Raw genomic sequence first — 18,376 nt, 5'->3', positions numbered from 1 at the left:
AAGGGTTCGCTGATCCTGGTCCACGTGGTATCCCGCAACCTCACGGAGCCGCCGCCGCCCCGGTGATAAAGTGGGCCGCCATCCCGACCCACGGTGACCACCCTCGTGACGACCCCCCGTTTTTATCCCATCGGTACCCCGGGCCAGCCCTGGAGCGACGAAGAGCGCGCGGCCTGGCGCGCCGCCCGGCGTCCGAGCCGCAGTTATGCCGAAGACGTGCTCACCCGCATCGAGGCGCTGCGTCCCCGTGTCGATGTCGTTGACTACGCGGTGATCGACCACGCGCCCGACGGCAGCTATCCGATGCATGCGCTGCGCAGCAAGCAGTGGGATGAGTCCTTGCCGCTGGCGCTGGTCACCGGCGGCGTGCACGGCTACGAAACCAGCGGCGTTCACGGCGCGCTGCAGTTCGTCGAACAGAACCTGGCCGACTACGACGGCCGCATCAACGTGCTGGTCGTGCCCTGCGTCAGCGCCTGGGCCTACGAGCGCATCCAGCGCTGGAATCCGCTGGCCATCGATCCGAACCGCAATTTCGTGCCCAATAGCCCCTGCGCGGAATCCGATGCCCTGATGCGGCTGGTGCAGCCTTTCGGCGACCGGTTCGTGCTGCACATCGACCTGCATGAAACCACCGACAGCGACGAATCCGAGTTCCGGCCCGCGAAGTCGGCCCGCGACGGCAAGTCATTCGAGGAAGAAGGCATTCCGGACGGTTTCTACCTGGTCGGCGACACCGAAGACCCGCAGCCGGACTTCCAGGCCGCGATCATCGCGGCGGTGGAGAAGGTGACCCATATCGCGCCGGCCGACGGCAAGGGCGAGATCATCGGGTCGAAAGTCGTCGCACCAGGCGTGATCAACTACCCCTGCCGCGAACTGGGCCTGTGCGCCGGCGTCACGCGTGCGAAATACCGGAGCACCACCGAGGTGTATCCCGACAGCCCGCGCGCCACGCCCGAAGAGTGCAATGACGCCCAGGTCGCCGCGGTGCGGGCGGCGCTGGACTACGTGCTGGCGCATTCCTGAGTCCGCGCGCCGGCCGATGAACATGCATCCTTCGCTCTATTATTTCCTGCCGGCCTGCGCGCTGTTGTTCGTTTTCCTGCCGCTGACCTGGATGCGGGTGCGGGCGGGCATGCGGCCGAATGGCTGGACGTATCTCACCTGGGCCTTCGCGGCGTTCATGTTTTGCTATTCGATGGTCATGGGCGTGATCGCCCTTCGGCAGGCGGGCTGATCATGCGCCCGGTCTCCGCCTTGCGCGTCGCGTCATGGGTTGTCCTGCTAGTCATGCTGGGCGCCTGCGCCACGGCGCCGAAGGGGCCTTCGGTCGATCAGGTGCGGGCCGACGTCGCCCGCCGCATCCCGGCGGACGTGGCCGACCGGCAGGGCTGGGCCACCGATATCGCCGTGGCCCTGCGGGCGCAGCGCATCCCGGCCAACCCGGAGAACATCTGCTCGGTGCTGGCCGTGCTGGAGCAGGAATCGGGCTACGTCGCCGATCCGGTCGTGCCGAACCTGGCCAGGGTTTCCCGCGCCGAGCTCGAGCGCCGCGCCAAGGCCAAACACATCCCGCTGTTTGCCTTGAATGCCGCGCTGAAGCTGCCCTCCAGCGACGGCCGCAGCTACGCCGACCGGCTGGCGGTCGTGCGCACCGAGCGCGAGCTCAGCGAGGTGTATGAGGATCTGGTCGGTCGGGTGCCGCTGGGCAAGCGCCTGTTCGAGAACTGGAACCCCGTGCAGACCGGAGGCCCGATGCAGGTGTCGATCCCGTTCGCCGAGGAGAATGCCCGCGACTATCCCTACGAGGTCCAGGGCAGCATCCGGCGCGAAGTATTTACGCGCCGCGGCGGCATGTATTTCGGCATTGCCCACCTGCTCGGCTACCAGACGCCCTATGTCCGCAAGGTGCATCGATTCGCGGACTACAACGCCGGCTGGTACGCCAGTCGCAACGCGGCCTTCCAGAATGCGGTTGCCGTGGCGACGGGCCGCAAACTCGCGCTTGATGGCGACCTGCTCAACCCCGGCGCCCCGCTGGACGAACCCGGGGAAACGGAAGCTGCGCTGCGGCAGCTCGCGGGCCAGTTGGGCATGGATGCGCGGGCGATCCGCCGGTCGCTGGGGCAGGGCAATCGCCTCGGGTTCAGCGACAGCGCACTGTTCCGGCAGGTGTACGCGATTGCCGAGAGCCGCGCCGGCAAGCCGCTGCCGCGGGAAATGCTGCCGGGCATAAGGCTGGAAAGCCCGAAGATAACGCGCGAACTGAGCACCGCCTGGTTCGCAAACCGCGTCTACGATCGCTACCGCCGCTGCCTGGCCCGCTGAACCTGCGCTTGCCGCGCACCGGTGCGGATTCACTTCATGGCAATACACGCGGCGCGATACTCGGGCTCCCCCCAAAGTTCGAGGAGCCCACGCATGAGCAAGAACAAGCGCATCGCGATACTCGCCACGAATGGCTTCGAGCAATCCGAGCTGATGGAGCCACGCGAGAAGCTCAAGGCCGCCGGGTTCACCGTCGACGTGGTGTCGCCCGAGTCGGGCAGCATCCGAGGCTGGAAGGGCAAGGACTGGGGCGAATCGGTCGACGTGGACGTCAAGCTGTCCAGTGCCAGGGCCGAGGACTACGACGCCCTGGTGCTGCCCGGCGGCGTGATCAACCCCGACCAGCTGCGCACCGACAAGGCTGCGCTCGATTTCGTCCGCAGCTTCGACGCCGACAAGAAAACCATCGCGGCGATCTGCCACGCGCCCTGGCTGCTCGCCGAAACCGGCATCGCCAAGGGCCGCGACCTGACGTCCTGGCCCTCGGTGCGCACCGATGTCGAGAACGCCGGCGGCCGCTGGCAGGACAAGGACGTCGTCGTCGACGACAACCTGATCACAAGCCGCAAGCCCGACGATCTCCCGGCCTTCAACCAGGCCATCATCAGCCGCCTTGGATAAGGCCTCGATGGGGCCAGGGATGGCCCGGCACGGCTGAAACCCCGGAGACTAGCGGCTGCCTGCGGCGGGAAGCTGGCTCGCCGGCAGCCGCCAGCCCAGCAGCTTCACAAGCGCGAGCACGCTGAAGTAGAAGACGCTGAAGGCCACGACGGACTGCGGGTGCGTCACCCACAGTCCGCTCGTGCCGGGCAGCTCGGCGGCGCCGACGACGTCACGGGTCAGGCCCAGGCGGGGGATCGGCAGCAGGGTGGTGATGGCCGCGCCGGCCAGGTAGGCCATCACGCCGATCGCCCAGTCCGAGGCCAGCTGGTGACGCCTGTCCGCGTCCGGCATGGGCCGGATCACCAGGGCGACCTTGCCGGCGAGCAGCCAGGCCAGCGCCAGCAGCGGCCACCAGGCCTGGAACTGCCAGGCCCAGGCGGCGATGAAGACCAGATACAGCACGCCCACGCCAAGTACCGGTTTCCAGCGCCGGGCCGTTCCGGCGTCCCGCGCCAGCACGATGCCGCCCAGCATGCCGGCCGCATGCACCAGGATGAATTCGACCAGCATCATCAGCAGCCCGGTACGCAGGGCCTGGGGCCAGAGCATCTGCGGCGCCAGCCACAGCACCGCGAAGAAGCAGGCCGTGGCCACATCGGGCAGGGCACCCAGCAGGCGTACGAAGGCAGGGCCGCCGTGGCTACGCGGCTTCCGCAAGGCGGCTTCCTCGACAGGGGAATCGTGCATCGCGGGCTCGCCCGATGACCGGCGGCCAGTGTAGTCCCGGGCTCGCGCAGCCCCCAACTTTCGCCATGTGCACCGGGGGCCATGCCCTGCCACTGTGCGCACTGACGCCACGCCCACCATCAGGGGAACTCCCATGACCACCCGTCGCGACCTGCTCAAGCTCGGGGCCCTTGCGGCCGCCGGTGCCGCCCTGCCGTCCTTCGCCGCTGCGCAGGCCGCGGTGGCCGGCATCCCGCAGGTGGCCAAACCGCTCAACATCCTGATCCTGGGTGGCACCGGCTTCACCGGGCCCTTCCAGGTCGCCTATGCACTGGCGCGGGGCCACAAGGTGACCACCTTCAACCGCGGCAAGCGCCCGGCGCTGGAGTGGGCGGACCAGGTCGAGCAGCTTTCCGGCGACCGCACTACCGGCGACCTCAAGTCGCTCGAAGGTCGCAAGTGGGACGTATGCATCGACAACCCCACCAGCCTGCCGTACTGGGTGCGTGACGCCGGCAAGGTGCTGGCCGGCAACGTCGGGCATTACCTGTTCATTTCGACGATCTCGGTTTATGCCGACGGCAGCAAGCACGGCATCGACGAGAACTCCGCGCTGGCGCAGTACACCGGCAAGGACGCCATGGCCGAAACCTGGGAAACGATGCGCGCCAACATGGAGCTCTACGGCCAGCTCAAGGCGCTCAGCGAAGCCGAGGCACACAAGCAGTTCGGCAAGAACGTCACCATCGTTCGCCCCGGTTACATCGTCGGGCCGCGCGACGAAACCGACCGGTTCACCTATTGGCCCAGGCGCGTCGCCGAAGGCGGGGAGATCCTGGTGCCGGGCGACGGTGAGGACCCGATCCAGATCATCGACGGGCGTGACCTCGGCGAGTGGATGATCCGCCTCGCCGAAAATGGCACCACGGGCACCTTCAATGCCTGCGGTCCCGACTACACGCTGACGATGGACGCCGCCGTGCACGGCTGCCATGCGGTCACCGGTGGCCCGGCCAGCTTCACCCACGTGCCGCTGGAGTTCATCGAGAAGAACGAGGTGTCGCTGCCGATTTGGGTGCCGCGCGCCGGCTCGCCGTATTCGGGCTACGGCACGGTCAGCAATGCCCGCGCCATCGCCGCCGGGCTGAGCTTCCGGCCCCTGGCCACCACGATCGCCGACCTGCTGGCCTGGTACCGCGCGCTGCCGGCGGAGCGCCAGGCCGAGGTGCGCGCAGGCATCTCCCGGGAGCGCGAGGCGGAGTTGCTGGCGGCCTGGCACGCGACGAAGCCAGCCTGACCGGCTCCCCGCGCTCCTCGGCGCGGCTGCGGTGGTGACTGCCGGGACCTGTGGCAAAGTAAGGGCCCGTCCCGGCACAAGCGAGCGCGTGGCATGAGCAGATCGATCCTCATGGTGTTGCTGGCGACCCTGCTGTCGCCGGCGCTGGCCCATGCCGCCGAGCCGCGGCCCATCCCCAAACTGGCGCCCGAAGAGGCCGCCGCCGCGGAAGCCGACTACCAGCGCTACTGCGCGCTCTGCCATGGTCCGGACCGCGCCGGCCACGCCAACGACCACGCGCCGTCGCTGAAGTCGGACTCTCTGCTGCGCACCGCCTTTCCCTGGCTGCTGCGCGAGTCCATCGCGTATGGCCGTCCCGGAACGCCGATGGGCGGGTATCTCGATGAGATCGGCGGCCCGATGAGCCTGGACGAAGTCCGGCGCATGGTCTTGTGGCTGCATGAGCAGGGCGGTAGCCCGGAACCGATCCGCGTCGGCAGCGACCGCGTGGCTGGCAATGCCGAAGCCGGCGCCGGCGTGTACGCGCAGCACTGCGCCAGCTGCCACGGCGACGAGGGCGAGGGCGTTACCGCGACTGCGCTGGGCAATCCGGCGATGCTGGCCACCACGCCGGACAACTTCCTGCGCTACGCCATCGAACACGGCCGCGACGGCACCCCGATGGAAAGCTTCGCCGGCACGCTGTCGCCGACGCAGATGGACGACGTCACTGCCTTCCTGCGCAGCCGCGCCACCGGCTGGAACAGCGATCCACGGCCGCTGGTGCCGCCGCCTGCGCTCGCCGACGCCGTGCTCAATCCGGAAGCCGCCGCGCCGGAATTCGAGTTCAAGAACGGCCACTACATCACGGCCGCCGACCTCGACCGCATCCTCAAGGAAAAACGCCGGCTGGTGCTGCTCGACACCCGCGTCGCGTCGATGTGGCAGATCGCCCACATCGAAGGCGCGGTGCCGATTCCCTACTACAGCAATCCCGGGGAAGTGATCTCGGCCCTGCCGCGCGACGGCACCTGGATCATTAGCTACTGCGAGTGTCCGCGCGCTGCCGCCGATTCGGTGAACAAGTTCCTGCGCGAGGAAGGCTTCACCAACACCGCGGTGCTCTGGGAAGGCATCGGCGGCTGGGTGGCGCTGGGTTACCCGACCGCCGTGGGGCGCGCCGACAAATAATCCGACGGAGGCTGATTCCAGCCCACCACGCGGTTGCGCCCGATGCGTTTGGCTGCGTACAGCGCTTCGTCGGCGGCCCGGAACAGTCCGCGCGGGTCGGTGAAGGCCTGCCCGGCGGTGCTGGCGAAGCCGATGCTGGCGGTCACCGGAATGCCGGGCGAACCCGCGGCGACCGCCCGCCGGAGTTCCTCTGCCAGCCTCATCAGCGCCGCGTCGTCGGTGCGTGGCACCAGTACCACGAATTCTTCGCCGCCGTAGCGACTGGCCACGGCCTGGGGCGGCAGGTGCCGGCGCAGCGATTCGGCCACGCCCTCGAGCACGCGGTCGCCGATCGCATGTCCGTGCGCGTCGTTGACCTGCTTGAAGTGGTCGACGTCGATTACCAGCAGGCCCAGCGTGGATCCGCTCGCTTCGGCCTGGGCGAAAGCATGTCCGACCAGTTCGTCGTAGCGGCTGCGGTTGGCCAGGCCGGTGAGGCTGTCGGTGCGGCTTTGCTGGCGGATTTCCTTGACGCGGATGCCCAGCGCGACCGACAGCAGCACGAACTCGAAGATCGTGCCGATCTGGAACCCATACTGCGTCAGCCAGGTGTGCGGCAGCAGTCCCAGCGCCTCGGGTCCGTACAGGACCAGCGCCGCGTTCACCGGGCCCTCGGAGTGGGCACGCAGGTAGATCGAGAGCGTCTGCCCGGGCTCCATCGTGAGCGGGAACAGGTAGTCGCGATGGGGGATGGGGCGGGTCGAATAGGGCAGCGTGTCGCCGGTGGTCCAGTGCCGCAGCACGCGTCCCTGGTCGACCAGGTAGAGGTCGAAATAGTCGAGCAGAACATAGCTCTGGCGCAGCACCAGGTCCCGGGGCTGGCCCGAGGTGTTCGCCACGCGGGCACGCAGCCACCAGGCGGAATCGCTGTAGCCGAAGCTGGCGGTTCGGTCGCCGAGTGGCGTGAACCGGCTGGCGGCGCTTCCGTTCAGCACGTCGGCCAGTTGCAGGCCCTGGTCGGGATCCTCGAGCACCGCCAGGTGCGGCAGCAGGTCCAGCTCGTGCACGCCGGCGTCCAGCGTGGCGGGCGGCACCGTGGCACCGGCGACGCCAGCCAGCAGCAGGCCCAGGCACCACGCGGCCGCCCGCAGGGTCCGGGCAACGAGGGCATGCAGGGGTGCGGTCCTTCGGCAGGCGACGCTCAAGGGGGCGGGGCCAGGGATCGGGGTCGTTGCCCGATGTTAATTAATCCCGGGGTCCGGTGCATTCCGGCTTGACCCGCGTCAGGGCGGCAGGCGTGCGCGCACGCCAATCTGCTCACCTTGAGGCCCATGGGCCATCGACGGGAGTCATTCATGGAATTTGATGTCGTGCTTCAGCAGCCGGGCGTGGACCTGGCGGTCGTACGCAAGGTGCTGTGCGACGTGGATCCGGCGGCGCTGGTGGACATGGATCCACTGCAGCCGGGCATCCGGGTGGCGGCGCAGCTCACCACCGGCGAGCTGGCCGGACTGCTGGCGGAAGCGGGCTATCCGGTCGAAGCCGGTGCCATTCGCCCGCGCCCTTCGGTTTGCTGCGGCGGCTGCGGGGGCTGAAACAGCCCGGGTTAATCTTCCATCGCTGGCTGCGGGCGATAATCGCGGCCCAGAGGAGATTGCCATGGCTACCGGTTGGGCCGGCGACGGCGCCGTACAGGACCAGATAGACGCGACCGTAAAGGACGCGATCAAGCGTGCACGCAGCCAGCTGCCCAAGGGCCCAAGTCTGGAACACTGCGAGGAGTGCGACGTCGCGATCCCGGAGGCCCGCCGCAAGGCGCTGCCGGGCGTCCGGCTGTGCGTGCAGTGCCAGGAAGCCCTGGACCGCGAACAGCGCGCCAGCGGCGGCTACAACCGTCGCGGCAGCAAGGACAGCCAGCTGCGTTGAGCTCAGCCGCCCTGCGCGGCCCTCTGCTTGCGCAGGCGTTGCACCCAATCCTCACGCACCGCCGGCGGCATGCGCATCACCGAGTCCACGGTGTCGCGCACCATCTCGCTCCGGTCCGGTTCCAGCATCTCGCGCATCATCCAGCGGGTCAGCGCCTCGATCTCGGCGCGGGGAGTGGCGCCTTCCGCGGGGCAGGCCGCATAGGTCGCCGCGAAGGTGGCCCGGCAGGAATCACTGACCTGGCCGGCACGGAAGGCGTCGCAATCCAATGGGCAGGGCCCGTGCGCCGCGACCGCGGTGGCCGCGGGGCGCTGCTGACGGGCCGTCGGAAGGTTGCGTTGCATGCGTTCGCGCAGCTCGTCCAGGCTTCCGCCCGTGTTCGCGACCATCAGCAGCATGTCGCTGGAGACCAGGTCCAGGGCGTCCACGGGCGGCAGGCGCTCGTGCGAGACCGCCCGCCAGACGGTGAATTCGCCGCTGACTTCGCCGGCCACGTCATCCTTCTTCGCGTCGAATCGCGCCCGGTAGCTTCCGGCCACGGTGCCGGCGGTCGATTCGCGGATGTCCACCTGCACGTCGCGCGTGCGTGCGCTGACGAAGTCGTTCCTGCCCAGCGCCGGGTCGCGCCAGGCGACCCGGGCGCGGGCGCCGTCGATGGGGCCGGTGTGGCCCACCGGGACGTGCGGCAGGTCCAGTGTCACTTCCGGCTCGCGCGGTGGCTGGATGTCGTCGCGGCTGGCGCCGGCGGTCATGCCCAGGCAGATGCCGGCCAGTTCGGGTGAGACGGAAGTCCTTTTCGACGGCGTGCCTGCCTGGGCGCCGCCGCCGGCGATCTTGGCGGTGGCATTGAGGCAGTCATCGCGCGCCGCCAGCGGCGACGGCGTGGTTTCCACGGACATCGATTCGCCCTGCGCGACGTTCGGAGCCTGGGCGGGCAGGGCGCGACGCCGCGGGGCGACCGTCACGGCCGAGGCCGGTTTGTTTTGCTTTGGTTCCGCGGGCTTCACAAGATTGCCCTGCGAAGTCGCGCTGGCCATGCCAAGCACGATGTCGTAACCGAAGGCCGAGGTCTCGAGCGGCTTGCGGGCGACGTTGGTGAACGTCAAAACCGCCTCGCCGTTTGTGCTCACGCCATTGAGGGGATCCAGCGCCAGTCCGGTCCACAGCAGGCTGGGTTTTCCCGTCGCCGGATCGCGGATGACCTGCGGCTTGCCGAGGTTCACGCCGTGCATCCCGAGATGGAAATCCTCAAGCGCCTTCAATGGGCGATCCTGGTTCTGCACGTGACCCGGCTGCGACTCCAGCGGATTGCGGTAGGTCACGGCCAGTGAAGCCGCCGGCCAGCCGCTGCGCCCCATCGTCGCCCCCGTCCACTTGACCCGGACGCAGCGCGCGGCCAGGTACCTGATGCTGATGTCGAGCTTCACCGTGGGCGTGGACTCGTCCAGCTCGACCAGCGGGCAGCCGTCGCTGAAGGCGTGGCCAATCCAGCGCTCGTGGGCGAATTCGCCGCGACGGCTGCGCATCACCTCGTCCGGGAACTGGACCCACCAGGCGATGAAGGCCGGCAGCGCGTCGTACAGTCCGCGCCGCCAGACGGGGTGGTGCCGGCGAAGGCTGCGGTCGGCCCAGAGCGTGCTTTCCTCGCGCAGGTTCCGGGCCGCGCCTGCCACGGGGCCGTCGTCGAGCGCGGGGACGAGCGGGCGCCAGGCCCGGTCCCCGGGCAGCGAGGCCTCGAACACGTAGCGCCAGAAGGAGCTGCTCATGTAGGACGTCATGAGCGCCCGCTGGTCCGGCCGGACCCCCTGGGCATAGATCTCCATGCGGGTCGGCGCGGTCCGCACGTCCAGGGGATAGTCGTAGGGCCGCATCCCGAGGACCTTGCCGAAGCGTTGGCTGCCGCTGGCGAAGCGCCGACGCCAGTCGAACGGAGGGCTGCCCCAGAGCGAAAGGTCCTTGATGGTCCACAGGCCCAGCGCATCGGGCAGGGCTTCGGTCACCCATTGGCCATCGTGGCGTTGGCCACGCGCATGCGTGCTCCAGGCGGGGTAGGCACGCTGGATGCCGTGGAACAATTCGTGACCCACCGAGAGCGCACCCTTTTCCGGGTAGATGCCGAAGTCCTTGCCGAACGCGCCGTCTTCTCCCACCACCACCGCCCAGTCCCAGTCGTCGGTCCTTAGGCGCTCCCGCTCGATGTCGCCGAACTCGCGGTAGCCCGGGCCGTAGTGCGCCGCGGAGCTGCCCAGGCTCTTCACGAGGTACAGCGGGTAGTGGTCCTCGTGGATCGTCAGCACCGGGGCGCGAAGACCCAGGCGCCTGAGCCGTTCCGCCGTATGGCGCGCTGCCACGGCAAGGGCATGGTTGCGGGCCTCGTCTGGCTGGACGGGGGGCAGGTACCACTGCCATTGGCCGGCTTCGGCCAACGGGCGGGTGGCCCGGCCATTGCCTCCCGGTCCGGCGAGCCCCTCGTCATACACCTCGAACGGCGGCGGCGACTGCCGCCACAGGGTCGCGCTGTCCTCGGCTCCGGCCAGCGCGGGCAGCAGGGCGAACAGGCAGGCGGTGGCTCGGGATAAGAACATGCGCTGGCTCCGGGTCTCTGCCCGGAGACTACGAAGTGCGCGATCGAACTCCGCCAGCACGAGCGGGATTTACAGCCCCAGCACCGCCGGCCCCTGCTTGAACACGATGTCCACCGGGATGCCGGCGGCCTGCACGCGGTCGAGGTCGGACTGCAGCTGTGGTCCGATCAGGCCCTGTTCCTCGAGCAGCGCCTTGGCGCCTTCGTAATCGCCGTCGCCCTGCAGGGTGAGGATCTTCGCCGACAGCGAATCCACCGCGGCTTCCATGCGCTCGTAATCCACGCGGTACTTGCCGGTGTCCGGGTCGCGGCTGAAGGCGCCTTCGCGTTCAAGCCAATTGAAGGCCAGCATGTTGGCCTTGCCGTGCGCGCTGGAAGCGCCGAAGCGCACCGAGCGGAAGATGCCGGCAAGGAAGGTGACGTAGTTGTCCATGCGCTTTTGCTTGTCCAGCTCGCCCATGTCGCCCAGCGCGCCGATCATGTACAGGCCCAGGATGTCGGCCTTGCCTTCTTCGTAGGCGCTGGTGAGGTCGGTCAGCGCTTCGCGCACGGTGCCTTCGCCGTCGAGGGTGTTCTTGATGCCCAGGCCGTGCGCGACTTCGTGGAACATCACGTTCTCGAAGAAGGCGTCGAAGGTGATGTTGGCCTGCTGGTCGTCGGCGATCAGTTCGTCGCTGATCGGCACCAGGATTCGGTCGAACTTCGCGCGCATCGCGTTCTTGAGCTGCAGGCGGCGCGAACCCTTGGCCAGCTGCACCTCTTCGTCATTGGGCAGGTTGATGGCGATGGTCTTGGCGCCGGAGTTGGCGTCGCCGCCGTAGAAGATGGCGTCGTAGGCGTTGAGGTCGGCATCGGTGCCGGGCATCTCCGCCTTGTAGGCCTCGTCCACCGGCAGGCCGCGCTGCAGCGCCGGCAGGTGGGCGGCGAATTTCGCCAGGCGTTCGCTCCATTCGATGTCGCGCACCAGCACGAAGGCCTCGAAGGCCGTCTTGGTGCCGAACAGCGCGTCCTGGTAGCTCTCGATCGGGCCGATAACGACGTCGATGGGGCTGGTCTTCATGTCCATCCAGGCCATGTCGCTGGGCTGGTAGTCGCCCGACACCAGCGCATCGGCGCGCAGGCGCAGGTAGGTGCGGAAGCCCTCGTCGCTGGCGACCTCGGCGGCCTGGCGCAGCAGGTCCGCGGCCTTGCCGAGTTTTTCGGCCCACTCGACGTGATACGGAACGACGATCAGCTTACCCGCCTCGTTTCGGCGCACCAGGGTGTACAGCCCGTCCTTGTCGGGCAGGTCGGCCGCTTCGAACTCCTGCTTGTCCATGTCCTGCGGATAGAAACGCGCCCCCGGCGGACGCGGGCCAACGCCCTCCACGAAGGGCTTGTCGCCGTCCAGCCGGTCCCAGGGTCCGTAGTTGATCTCGACGAAGCGACGGGTGGCCTTGTCGTCGATGCCGGCCAGCAGCGTGTCCTTGTCGCCGTAGACCTGCTCCCAGAACAGGGCATCCATGATTTCGCCGGCCTGGAGCAGCAGGCGGATGGCGTCGCGGTCACCGTCGGACAGGTGTGACAGGTCGGCCGTCAGCGGCACCTCGGCGTAGGCGTTCACCTTGGCCGCGATGTCGGTATCGGAGGACGTCCCTTCGGCACCGGCAGCGGCGCCAGCTTCCGGTTGCGGGGCTTCCACGGCGGGCTGGCAGGCGATGAGGCCCAGGGCGAGGGCGGTCGCAGCGGCGAGAAGGGGCAGGCGGCGCGTCATGGCAGGCTCCGTGGGCAGCAGGAAGCCCCAATCGTAGTGCAATTGCCGGCGACAGGGGCCGGGCCGAAACTCAGGACGGCGAGCCGGCCACCTCGGGCGTCAGGTGTTCGGTCCGGTTCCGTCCGCCGTGCTTGGCGCGGTAAAGGGCGGCATCGGCGGCTTCCAGCCACGCACGCAGGTCGCCGGTGGCGGGCGGGGATGCCAGGCCGACGCTGATCGAAATTTCCAGATCGGGCTGCCCCGGGAACGACAGCGACTGCACCGCCGCACGCAATCGTTCCGCCTGCGCCAGGGCTTCGTCCGGACGGAGCGGCAGGGCCACGACGAACTCGTCGCCGCCCAGTCTTCCGCGGATGCCATCAGGCGGAAGCGACTCCCGCATGCGCCCGGCCAGCGCCCGCAGCACGTCGTCGCCGACGCCGTGGCCGTGGCGGTCGTTGATGCGTTTGAAGTGGTCGATGTCGAGCAGCAGCAGGCTTGCCGGCGCGTCCTCGCCGCGATGCCTCTGCAGGAGGCGTCGGGCCTGGTCTTCCCAATGGCCGCGGCTGTCGAGACCGGTGAGGCCGTCGCGCCGGTTTACTTCTTCGAGCTGGACGTTCTGGGCCTGCACGCGCCGCATCAGCCGGTAGATGTTGGCGCTGACGGCCAGGGTGTGGATCATCATGATCGGCAGGCAGGCCAGCACGACCGCCGTGCGGCTGGGCAGGTCCACCTCGAATCCGGTGGCCAGCCCGACCAGCAGCATCGACAGCAGCATCGCGGGCAGGGCGCGCAGCCACAGCCCGGGAATGCCGGAGTTGACCTTGTCGGCGGTCACCACCGTGACCAGCACGGCCGAAGGCAGCAGGTTGAAGTGCATCATCGGCACCCAGCTGCCGGCCAGGATCGAGTCGACCAGGAAATTACGCGCTTCCGCGGCGTAGGGATCGGCGCTGCGGCGCGCCCAGACATAGGCCAGGTGCGGCCAGATCCCGCAGCTCAGGACCAGCCAGGCCCAGGGCAACCAGCCGGCCTGCAGGTCGTGCAGCACCACGCCGATCGGCAGGGCCGCCAGGCTCATGCCCAGGACGCGGAAAGGATAGGTGAGCCGGGGAAGGTAACGGGGACGAAAGGCCATGCCGCCATCTCACCATAAATGGCGCCGCGTGGCGCGCCGGGCGGCCGATGCCGCCCGGCGCCCGGCCTCAGCGCGGGATCTTGCGGTGCATGTACCGGTGCCCGTTGTTGGGCTGGAACTTCGATCCGTGTGGTCCCGGAAGCTCCCGCTGCAGCGGGATGTGTGCCTTTTGCGAGCGTGCCTGCATGGGCCCCTTGCTGCTTTCGTTGCTGGCCGCGGCGGCCACCGGTAGCGCGGGTGCCAGGGCGGCTGCGGCGGCCACAGGGGTCGCGCTGGCCGTCTTCGGCGCCGGAACCTTCGCCGCAACGGGCTTGCGCGCCCCGCGTGCGGCGGCCTTGCGCGCGGACGGCGGGCTCGCGGTGGACTTGCTGGCCGGTGTTTTCCTGGCGACGGGCTTCTTCGCGGCCGACTTCTTCGTGACGGCCTTTTTTGCGGCCGGCCTCCTGGCAACTGCCTTCTTCGCAGCCGGCTTTTTCGCGACGGACTTCTTCGCGGCGGTTTTCCTTGCAGCCGACTTCTTGGCGACTGACTTCTTCGCAGCCGGCTTCTTCGCAGCAGATTTCTTCGAAGAGGATTTTTTCGCGACAGGCTTTTTCGCAGCGGACTTCTTCGCGACAGCCTTCTTTGCAACCGATTTCTTGGCGACTGCCTTCTTCGCAGCCGGCTTCTTCGCGACAGACTTCTTCGCAGCGGACTTCTTCGCGGCGGGCTTGCTGGCAGCAGTCTTCTTCGTGGCGGACTTCCTGGCGGCGGCCTTGCTGGCTGCCTTCTTCTTCGCCGGGGCTTTTTTCGCCGCCGGTTTGCGGGCAGGGGACTTGCGGGCGGAACTGGCCATTGCAACCTCCTTGGCTACGGGGGGAAGCGAACGGCTTGAGTCTAGACCAAACCCGGCCCGCCGCCACCGGCTTGCATGGCCGTCGCGGTGCCCTATGATCAAGCCACCGCCGAAGGGGCTTCTGGCCGATGGAATGCACGAATCAGGCGATTTCGCCGCCCAAAGGGACGAGGCCCGCATCGGCGGGAAAATCAATCGTGGATGAACAGGCGGCTTGTAAGGGAGCCGTGCTGGCATGCGTCTGAAGTCCGTGGCTGCTGCGGCGTTCGCCTGCGCGCTGTGCGTGGTGGCTGTGTCCGCCCTGGCCCGGGATGTCGCCCCGGTGCGGGTCGGCGGCGATCCGCACTACCCGCCGCACCATTATCTGGATGTGGACGGCGAAGCGGCCGGGTTCGATGTCGGCGTGCTGCGCGCTGTCGCGCAATCGCAGCAGCTGGAACTCGCCTTCGAGTTTGGCGAGTGGAGCCGCACCCTCGAGCGGCTCGAGCGCGGGGACCTGGACGTCGTGCCGATGTTCAACTCGGCCGACCGCCAGCAGCGGTTCCTCTTCAGCAAGCCCTTCATGCGTCGCGGTCACCTGCTCTTCGGCCGGGGCGGCGAATGGATCGAGGATCCGCAGCAACTGGCCGGGCGTCGGGTTGCCGTGCAGTTCGGCGGCATGGCCTGGGAATGGCTGATCAACGAACGCATCGACGCCGTGCTGCGCCCGGTCAACGAAGAATCCCTGGTGCTGGTGGAGGTGATGCGCGGGGATGCCGACTTCGCGCTGCTGCCGTCGGACACCGGCCATTACGCCATCGCGATGCAGGGACTGGAGGGCGTCGAGCCGGCCAGCCCCGCCTGGCTCGAAAGAGACTATGCGTTCGGCATCAACCCGGCCCGCCCCGACCTGGTCGCCCGCCTGGATGCCGGCCTCGCCGAACTGGAGGCGAGCGGCGAACTGCAGGCCTTGCGCAAGCGCTGGCTGGAGCCGCCTGCCGCCCAATCCGCTCCGGAGTGGTCACGCTGGTGGCTGGTACCGGCGGTGCCCGTGCTGCTGGCCGGGCTTGCTTATCTGGTGGCCGGCCGGCGTGCGGCCCGGAAGCGTCAGGTGCGCCCGGACTGAACCATTGCATCGGCGCATCGCGGCGACAACCAGCGCGGCTGGCCGGACACGGGGCAGGGCTGCGTAGTTCCTGATTAGCGGCCCCGCGGGGCCTGGCCTGGGATCGTGCACGATGTCCATTCGCCTCCGCTGGTTTCTCGGATTGGTGCTTGCCGGCGTGGGCTGCGCCCAGGCCGCAGGTGGCGGTGGCGGCGCGGCGGGCAGCGTGGCGCCGCAGGGCCTGGCCGCTCCCGCCGGCGAAGCCCTGCTGGGCGGCAACCAGGTCAGTTTCGAAGTCGACGGCCAGCCCTTTTCCTTCCGGACGCCGGAGGTCCGGCACAGTCGCGCACGCGTGGCGGAAAACGTGGTGGCCTACAGTTTTGAACTCGCCAACCCCGACAACAGCCTGTATGCCCGCCTGGTGCTGAACGTGCCCGAAGGGCAGCAGGACCTGTCCGGCGAGTATGCCGCGGTGTCGCTTGGCGACCCGGCCCAACAGGCACGTTCCGGCGTCGGCGAAGTGGTCCTGGCCGAAGAAACCGACCCGGGGCGCGGACGGCGCATGCTGCCCAGCGGCAGCGGCGTCATCGAAGTCGACCACCAGGCCGGACGACTCCGGGTGAGTTTCGAGACCCGTGGGGATGGCCTGTTCCGGGAAGCGGGCGCCGCGCCGGTGACCGGGCTCCTCGATTTCCACTGGCGCCACTGAGGCCCGGGGCTGAAATGTGATGCCGATCTTGGGCAGCCAGGCAGGCTTGCGGTAACGTGGGCCGGGACTCGCAGGGCAGGGGCGACCGATGAGCGTCGAGGGCACGGGCAAGGCCCGCATCCTGGTGGTGGATGACTCCAAGCTGATGCGCAAGGCCGCGCACAAGATGCTCGGCGATGAATTCGACGTCATCACGGCCGAGGACGGCCACGACGCCTGGAGCCAGGTCGGGCGCGACGCCGGCATCCAGGTGGTCTTCACCGACCTCAACATGCCCAACATGGACGGCTACGAACTGCTGCGCGAAATCCGCGGCGCACAGGACGCCGGCATCCAGGGCCTGCCGGTGATCGTGGTCACCGGCGCCGAGAACGACGAGAAGGCGCGGATGAAGGCGCTGGACCTCGGCGCCACCGACTTCATCACCAAGCCCTTCACCACCTCCGACCTGGTGGCGCGTGCCCGCGCCCACTCGACCTACCAGCGCGTCACCCGCCAGCTGCAGTCGCAGGTGATGCTCGACGGCCTGACCGGCCTGGCCAACAGGGCCGGTTTCATGGACCGCCTTCGCCAGGACATGGCCTATGCACGCCGGCACGAACAGGCGCTTTGCCTGGTCCGCCTGGACGTAGAGGATTTCCAGCGGTTCTTCCTCCACAACGGCCGTGACGTCGCCGAGGCCCTGGTGCTGCAGGTGGCGCGCCTGCTGCGCGCCCGCATCCGCAAGGAGGACACGGCCGCGCGCGTGGGCCTGGGCAGCTTCGCGCTGAGCCTGCCGGGCGGCGAGGAAGCCGGCATCGCCGCGATGGTCGAACGCCTGCAGGCCGAGGTGATGGCCAACCCGCCGCTGCACGAGGGCGAGCCGGTGGCGGTGGTGCTGCACGCCGCCGTGCTGACGCCGCTGACCGATGCCAGCCTGGGGCCGGACGAGGCCATGGACGCCTGCCAGGCGCGTCTGGATGTCGCCCGCGAATCCGGGCTGGCGGTGCTGCCGCCGGCGCCTCAGCTGGCTCCGGCGGCCGACGCTGTCCCACCTGCACCGGCACCCGTGGCTGAGCAAACGGTCCCAACCGTTCCAGCGCCCGAACCGCCGGTCGCGGTGCCGACGCCAACGCCAGCCGCGCCGGCCGTTCCGGCGCCGACGCAAGCCACCGTCGCCGCACCAACGGCGCCCGCCCCGGCGCCGCCACCTGTGCGCGAAGTGGTGCGGGTGGACGAGGTCCTGGACCACCTGCAGGCGGGACGGGTGCAGGAGGTGATGCCCAGGCTGCCGGCGGTCATTGGCCGGCTGCTGCCGCTGCTGCGCCTGCTGGGGCCGAACCAGCGCAGGCAGCTGATCGAGTTCCTGCAGAAGTAGGCTTCAGTCATCGATGCGGTGGGTTTCGCCGCTCACCCGCACCGATTCTCCCGGCTCCGGGCCCACCTGCACGTGCAGCCGCGAGGGCGAGCCCATGTCCTGGCCCTGCAGGATGTCCACGGCGCCCCCATGCGGCCAGCCCAGGTCGCGCAGCATCCCGCCCAGCGCCGCTGCGGCTGCTCCGGTTGCCGGGTCCTCGACGACGCCGCCAATCGCGAAGGCATTGCGCGCATGGAAGCGCTGCGGTGACTCCGCGACGACCAGGGCGATGGTGGTGAGCCCGGCGTCCTGCATCAGCCGGCGACCTGCCTCGAAGGGGTAGCGCATGCTGGCCAGCCGCTGGCGGTCCCGCAAAGCGAGCAAGAGATGGTCGGCGCCGGCGTGCATCAGGCCCGGCGGCAGTGACGGATCGAGATCGCCTTGGTCCAGGTCGAACAAAGCCATGGCCTCCGATACCAAACCCGGCTCCGCGGGGCGGCTGCGGGTGGGCGGCGACTGCAGCGCCGCCATCACCCGTCCGCGTTCGCGCCACGCCTCGACCTGGATATGCGCGCGGCTGAGTTGCAGCGCGTACACGCCATCGCCTTCGCGATTGGCCAGGGCGGCTCCCAGTGCGATCGTCGCGTGACCGCAGAAGGGGACTTCCGCCAGCGGCGAGAAGTACCGTACACGCCAGGCATCGCCAGCGGGTGCGGCGAACACGGTTTCCGAGTAGCCCACGTCCGCTGCCAGGGCCTGCATGCTGGCGGCGTCGGGCAGTGCGTCGGCCAGGACCACGCCGGCGGGGTTGCCGCCGCGGCCGGACTCGGAAAATGCGGCGATTCGCTGAAGGTGCACGGGATCCTCCTGAGGCTGCGGGTGATAGTGCGCCGGTCACGCGATGGCCTGCATGGGCCGGAAGTGCC

Annotated in this window: 18 protein-coding genes; 11 read left to right on the top strand and 7 right to left on the bottom strand. The window is 69.0% G+C overall.

Translation table 11 applies throughout. The features are described 5' to 3' along the window. Positions 1 to 105 precede the first annotated feature (105 nt). From ACE3TE_RS04485 to ACE3TE_RS04470, 4 genes are all read left to right on the top strand, one after another. The gene (locus tag ACE3TE_RS04485; protein WP_374602618.1) at positions 106 to 1,029 is read left to right on the top strand and encodes a M14 family metallocarboxypeptidase; all 924 of its coding nucleotides are present in this window, start codon (positions 106 to 108) and stop codon (positions 1,027 to 1,029) included. Positions 1,030 to 1,045: 16 nt separating this feature from the next. After that, positions 1,046 to 1,240, top strand: coding sequence for a hypothetical protein (locus ACE3TE_RS04480; protein ID WP_374602571.1), 195 nt, complete (start codon positions 1,046 to 1,048; stop codon positions 1,238 to 1,240). 2 nt (positions 1,241 to 1,242) lie between these two features. Further along, positions 1,243 to 2,331: a DUF1615 domain-containing protein gene (locus tag ACE3TE_RS04475; RefSeq protein WP_374602569.1), complete on the top strand. Its 1,089-nt coding sequence runs from the start codon at positions 1,243 to 1,245 to the stop codon at positions 2,329 to 2,331. Between the two features lie 93 nt (positions 2,332 to 2,424). Further along, the gene (locus ACE3TE_RS04470) at positions 2,425 to 2,952 is read left to right on the top strand and encodes a type 1 glutamine amidotransferase domain-containing protein (protein ID WP_374602567.1); all 528 of its coding nucleotides are present in this window, start codon (positions 2,425 to 2,427) and stop codon (positions 2,950 to 2,952) included. A gap of 48 nt (positions 2,953 to 3,000) precedes the next feature. Here the strand turns inward: ACE3TE_RS04470 and ACE3TE_RS04465 are convergent, their stop codons facing one another. After that, entirely contained in the window at positions 3,001 to 3,651 is a 651-nt protein-coding gene (locus tag ACE3TE_RS04465) for a hypothetical protein (RefSeq protein ID WP_374602565.1), read from the bottom strand. 163 nt (positions 3,652 to 3,814) lie between these two features. Between ACE3TE_RS04465 and ACE3TE_RS04460 the strand changes: the two genes are divergently transcribed. Further along, positions 3,815 to 4,957: an NAD-dependent epimerase/dehydratase family protein gene (locus ACE3TE_RS04460; RefSeq protein ID WP_374602564.1), complete on the top strand. Its 1,143-nt coding sequence runs from the start codon at positions 3,815 to 3,817 to the stop codon at positions 4,955 to 4,957. Between the two features lie 93 nt (positions 4,958 to 5,050). Next, positions 5,051 to 6,127, top strand: coding sequence for a c-type cytochrome (locus ACE3TE_RS04455; protein WP_374602562.1), 1,077 nt, complete (start codon positions 5,051 to 5,053; stop codon positions 6,125 to 6,127). Here ACE3TE_RS04455 and ACE3TE_RS04450 read toward each other — a convergent pair. Continuing rightward, positions 6,094 to 7,311: a diguanylate cyclase gene (locus ACE3TE_RS04450; RefSeq protein ID WP_374602560.1), complete on the bottom strand. Its 1,218-nt coding sequence runs from the start codon at positions 7,309 to 7,311 to the stop codon at positions 6,094 to 6,096. The two genes, ACE3TE_RS04455 and ACE3TE_RS04450, sit on opposite strands and share 34 nt — an antisense overlap. A 150-nt stretch (positions 7,312 to 7,461) precedes the next feature. On the opposite strand from ACE3TE_RS04450, the gene ACE3TE_RS04445 reads away from it, so the two are divergent. Then, positions 7,462 to 7,701, top strand: a complete 240-nt coding sequence (locus ACE3TE_RS04445) for a hypothetical protein (protein ID WP_374602559.1) — start codon at positions 7,462 to 7,464, stop codon at positions 7,699 to 7,701. 64 nt (positions 7,702 to 7,765) lie between these two features. Next, positions 7,766 to 8,032 (top strand): DksA/TraR family C4-type zinc finger protein, encoded by a 267-nt coding sequence (locus ACE3TE_RS04440; protein WP_374602557.1) that lies wholly within the window; start codon positions 7,766 to 7,768, stop codon positions 8,030 to 8,032. Between the two features lie 2 nt (positions 8,033 to 8,034). On the opposite strand, the gene ACE3TE_RS04435 is transcribed toward ACE3TE_RS04440, so the two are convergent. The 4 genes from ACE3TE_RS04435 to ACE3TE_RS04420 all read right to left on the bottom strand — a co-directional run bounded on the left by ACE3TE_RS04435 (position 8,035) and on the right by ACE3TE_RS04420 (position 14,321). Continuing rightward, positions 8,035 to 10,617 carry a hypothetical protein gene (locus tag ACE3TE_RS04435; RefSeq protein WP_374602555.1) on the bottom strand — a complete coding sequence of 861 codons (2,583 nt, stop codon included), beginning with the start codon at positions 10,615 to 10,617 and terminating at the stop codon, positions 8,035 to 8,037. Positions 10,618 to 10,686: 69 nt separating this feature from the next. Continuing rightward, positions 10,687 to 12,369 carry a Zn-dependent hydrolase gene (locus tag ACE3TE_RS04430; RefSeq protein WP_374602553.1) on the bottom strand — a complete coding sequence of 561 codons (1,683 nt, stop codon included), beginning with the start codon at positions 12,367 to 12,369 and terminating at the stop codon, positions 10,687 to 10,689. Positions 12,370 to 12,439: 70 nt separating this feature from the next. Next, the gene (locus ACE3TE_RS04425) at positions 12,440 to 13,486 is read right to left on the bottom strand and encodes a diguanylate cyclase (RefSeq protein WP_374602551.1); all 1,047 of its coding nucleotides are present in this window, start codon (positions 13,484 to 13,486) and stop codon (positions 12,440 to 12,442) included. A gap of 67 nt (positions 13,487 to 13,553) precedes the next feature. Further along, the gene (locus ACE3TE_RS04420; protein WP_374602549.1) at positions 13,554 to 14,321 is read right to left on the bottom strand and encodes a histone H1-like repetitive region-containing protein; all 768 of its coding nucleotides are present in this window, start codon (positions 14,319 to 14,321) and stop codon (positions 13,554 to 13,556) included. Positions 14,322 to 14,556: 235 nt separating this feature from the next. Here ACE3TE_RS04420 and ACE3TE_RS04415 point away from each other — a divergent pair, with 235 nt between their 5' ends. The 3 genes from ACE3TE_RS04415 (at position 14,557) to ACE3TE_RS04405 (ending at position 17,471) form a co-directional block, all read left to right on the top strand. Further along, a complete protein-coding gene (locus ACE3TE_RS04415; RefSeq protein ID WP_374602547.1) occupies positions 14,557 to 15,426 on the top strand; it encodes a transporter substrate-binding domain-containing protein in 870 nt (289 codons plus the stop codon). Between the two features lie 112 nt (positions 15,427 to 15,538). Next, positions 15,539 to 16,114: a hypothetical protein gene (locus ACE3TE_RS04410; RefSeq protein WP_374602545.1), complete on the top strand. Its 576-nt coding sequence runs from the start codon at positions 15,539 to 15,541 to the stop codon at positions 16,112 to 16,114. Positions 16,115 to 16,202: 88 nt separating this feature from the next. Then, complete coding sequence (locus tag ACE3TE_RS04405; protein ID WP_374602544.1) at positions 16,203 to 17,471, top strand: response regulator; 1,269 nt, start codon at positions 16,203 to 16,205, stop codon at positions 17,469 to 17,471. 3 nt (positions 17,472 to 17,474) lie between these two features. Here the strand turns inward: ACE3TE_RS04405 and ACE3TE_RS04400 are convergent, their stop codons facing one another. Continuing rightward, complete coding sequence (locus ACE3TE_RS04400; RefSeq protein ID WP_374602542.1) at positions 17,475 to 18,308, bottom strand: PhzF family phenazine biosynthesis protein; 834 nt, start codon at positions 18,306 to 18,308, stop codon at positions 17,475 to 17,477. Positions 18,309 to 18,376: the final 68 nt, after the last annotated feature.

This window comes from Arenimonas sp., assembly GCF_041919775.1.
In the GTDB taxonomy this organism is placed as follows: Bacteria; Pseudomonadota; Gammaproteobacteria; order Xanthomonadales; family Xanthomonadaceae; genus Arenimonas.
This window is presented reverse-complemented; position numbering and strand designations above follow the sequence as displayed.